The 2,537-nt window shown below is 72.5% G+C and carries 4 protein-coding genes and 1 tRNA gene; all 5 read left to right on the forward strand.

The features are described from left to right. The first annotated feature begins 370 nt into the window (after window positions 1-370). The 5 genes from ACOV8S_RS25205 to ACOV8S_RS25225 all read left to right on the forward strand — a co-directional run bounded on the left by ACOV8S_RS25205 (window position 371) and on the right by ACOV8S_RS25225 (window position 2,316). Window positions 371-928, forward strand: coding sequence for a tRNA adenosine deaminase-associated protein (locus ACOV8S_RS25205; protein WP_448320862.1), 558 nt, complete (start codon window positions 371-373; stop codon window positions 926-928). A 111-nt stretch (window positions 929-1,039) separates the two neighbouring features. After that, window positions 1,040-1,471, forward strand: coding sequence for a tRNA adenosine(34) deaminase TadA (gene tadA, locus ACOV8S_RS25210; RefSeq protein WP_351113896.1), 432 nt, complete (start codon window positions 1,040-1,042; stop codon window positions 1,469-1,471). A gap of 98 nt (window positions 1,472-1,569) precedes the next feature. Further along, window positions 1,570-1,654 (forward strand) — tRNA-Ser (locus tag ACOV8S_RS25215). 148 nt (window positions 1,655-1,802) lie between these two features. Next, a complete protein-coding gene (locus ACOV8S_RS25220) occupies window positions 1,803-1,985 on the forward strand; it encodes a hypothetical protein (protein WP_351113895.1) in 183 nt (60 codons plus the stop codon). Window positions 1,986-2,022: 37 nt separating this feature from the next. Next, window positions 2,023-2,316 (forward strand): Dabb family protein, encoded by a 294-nt coding sequence (locus tag ACOV8S_RS25225; RefSeq protein ID WP_108956322.1) that lies wholly within the window; start codon window positions 2,023-2,025, stop codon window positions 2,314-2,316. Window positions 2,317-2,537 lie beyond the last annotated feature (221 nt).

Below are 2,537 nucleotides of genomic sequence, written 5' to 3' on the forward strand. Positions count from 1 at the left end.
CCCCCGCCCCGTCCGGTGAGGCCCCCGGAGACGGACGAGGAGCGGCGCCGCCGTCGGGCCCAGTTCCTGCGCGACCTGGCCGAGGCGCGCGAGCTGCGCGCCCGCGTGCAGCCCCGCCGCGCCAAGGCGGCACGCCTGCGCCACGCCATGCGCATGCGCACCTTCCGCTGGTAGGCGCACCACGACGCGCCGGGCGCGCGAAGGGGTTCGGGGCAGATCCCGGGCAAAAGAGCCAGACACAGGCGGTCGAAGACATCCCCTGGGCGCGAGGTTTCTGCCACGATTCCGAGTGGGCGGAACCTCGGTTCCGCCCACGACCCCGCCGGGGGGACCCCCAACCGGCACACCTATGACCAGTGGGAGAGTCACGGTGTACTTCGCCGCACTGCTCGCGCGCACCGAAGACGGGTGGGAAGCGAGCGACACGGAGCTCGACGATGTGGAGACCCTGGCGGACCTGGCCGACCTGGCCCGCGAAGCCTCGCCCGACGACGACACGGTGCTGGTGCTGATCGAACAGGAGGACGCCTGGTTCGGCGTGGTGCGCGTGGACGGCGAGGACGACCCTCGCATCTACGTGTCCAACGCCGCGGCCGCCCGCCGCAGCTCCTACGGGGAGATCCTGCTCACCGACGACGTGCTCGGCCGCGATCCGGAGGAGGACGACACCACCGACCTGGACACACTGGACCTCGACGGCACCGAGGACGGTGAGCCGCTGGTGACGGCCGGCGCATCCGACGACAACGACGACGACGGCACGACCGGCCCCGGCGGCTCCGTGCCGCACGGACCGGTCGGCGACGCCGCGGTCCTGGACGACCTCGGCGTGAGCGAGAAGGAGCTCCGTTCCCTGGTGGCGGACGGCGCGCTCAACACCATCGCCGAGACCCTCGGCGCCTCCGAGGTCCTGGAGACGGTCCGCTAACGTCCCCGTGTGACCAACGACCCGACCGCCCCGCGCCCCCTTCCGGGTGCGGGGCGGAGCCGTACCGCCGGCCCCGGCCCCGATCCCGTGCGCGACCCCTGGCGGTCCGTCATGCGCCTCGCCCTGGACCAGGCGCGGGCCGCGCTGCCCGGGGGCGACGTCCCGGTGGGCGCCCTCGTGCTCGCCCCCGACGGCGTCACGGTGCTCTCCGCCGCCCACAACGAACGCGAGGCCACCGGCGACCCCACCGCCCACGCCGAGGTCCTGGCGCTGCGCCGCGCCGCGGCCGCGCGCGGCGAGTGGCGACTGCCCGGCTGCACGCTGGTGGTGACCCTGGAGCCGTGCGTGATGTGCGCGGGGGCGCTGGTGCAGTCCCGGGTCGACCGGGTCGTCTACGGCGCCCGCGACGAGAAGGCCGGCGCCGCCGGCTCCCTGTGGGACCTGGTCCGCGACCGCCGCCTCAACCACCGCCCCGAGGTGATCGAGGGCGTCCTCGCCGACGACTGCGCCCGCCTGCTCACGGACTTCTTCCGCGCCCGCTGAGCTCCCCCGACGCCGCCCGCGGGACTCCCGGGTCCCTCCGCGGCCCGGCCCGCGGAACCGATTTCTGCCAGCGCCCGCCGTGATGTAAAGTCTCCCTCGGTAGCGTGTCCGAGCGGCCGAAGGAGCTCGCCTCGAAAGCGAGTGTGGCGCAAGTCACCGAGGGTTCAAATCCCTCCGCTACCGCTTCTGAAGGGCTCCGCCGCAAGGCGGGGCCCTTCGTGCGTCTCACCTTGTGTGTCCCGTGGGGACACAGGAACTTGTGTGCGTCCGGGGCCGCACGGTTAGACTCCCCGCGGCAGTAGGCCGGATGGCTGACGGGGGAGGGACCGCGATGGCGGCGAACGCGAAGACGATAGGGCTGGGCATCGTCGTGGTGTTCGCGCTGTACGTGATCATCACCGATCCCCACACCGCTGCCGGCTATGTCGAGATGGGCTTCGAGGGCATCTCCGCGGCCGCCTCCGCCGTGGGCGACTTCATGACCTGGATCGCGCAGGGCGGCGGCAGCAGCTGACGGCGCGCCCCGAGGCCCCGTGCACCCGGGAGTTCGCGTGATCCGCCACCTGGTCCTCTTCAAGCTCAACGACGGCGTCGTGCGGGACGACCCGCGGGTCGTCGAGGGGGCGCGGATCTTCGCCTCCCTCGGGGAGAAGATCCCGGAGCTGCGCTTCTGGGAGTGCGGCTGGAACGTCAGCGACCGTCCCATCGCCTACGACTTCGCCATCAACTCCGCGGTCGAGGACGCCGAGGCGCTGCGCGCCTACGTCGAGCACCCGGAGCACCAGGCAGGCGTCGCGCTGTGGCGCGAGTTCGCCACCTGGGTGATCGCCGACTACGAATTCTGACCGTTTCGGATCGCTTCCGGAGCCCCTCGCCGAGCCCGGCGAGGGGCTCCTTCGCGTTCGGCACACGGCCTCCCGGCCCCCTCGGCGCCCCGCGCCGCCGCCAACACGGCAGGGGGGCAGGTGCTTGCGCCCTCTGTTCCGTCTTGTGATGCTATGACCGCTTTTGACGGATGAGTTGATCGATGACGAGGTGGAGTTGACCGTGCCGGCCAGTACTGCGC

Source organism: Streptomyces sp. CO7 (assembly GCF_053474865.1).

What these genes read in the sequence shown, in the direction of transcription:
- ACOV8S_RS25220 (WP_351113895.1), top strand. Translation starts at nt 1,803, where the DNA reads ATGGCGGCGAACGCGAAGACGATAGGGCTGGGCATCGTCGTGGTGTTC.
- tadA (WP_351113896.1), top strand. Translation starts at nt 1,040, where the DNA reads ATGCGCCTCGCCCTGGACCAGGCGCGGGCCGCGCTGCCCGGGGGCGAC.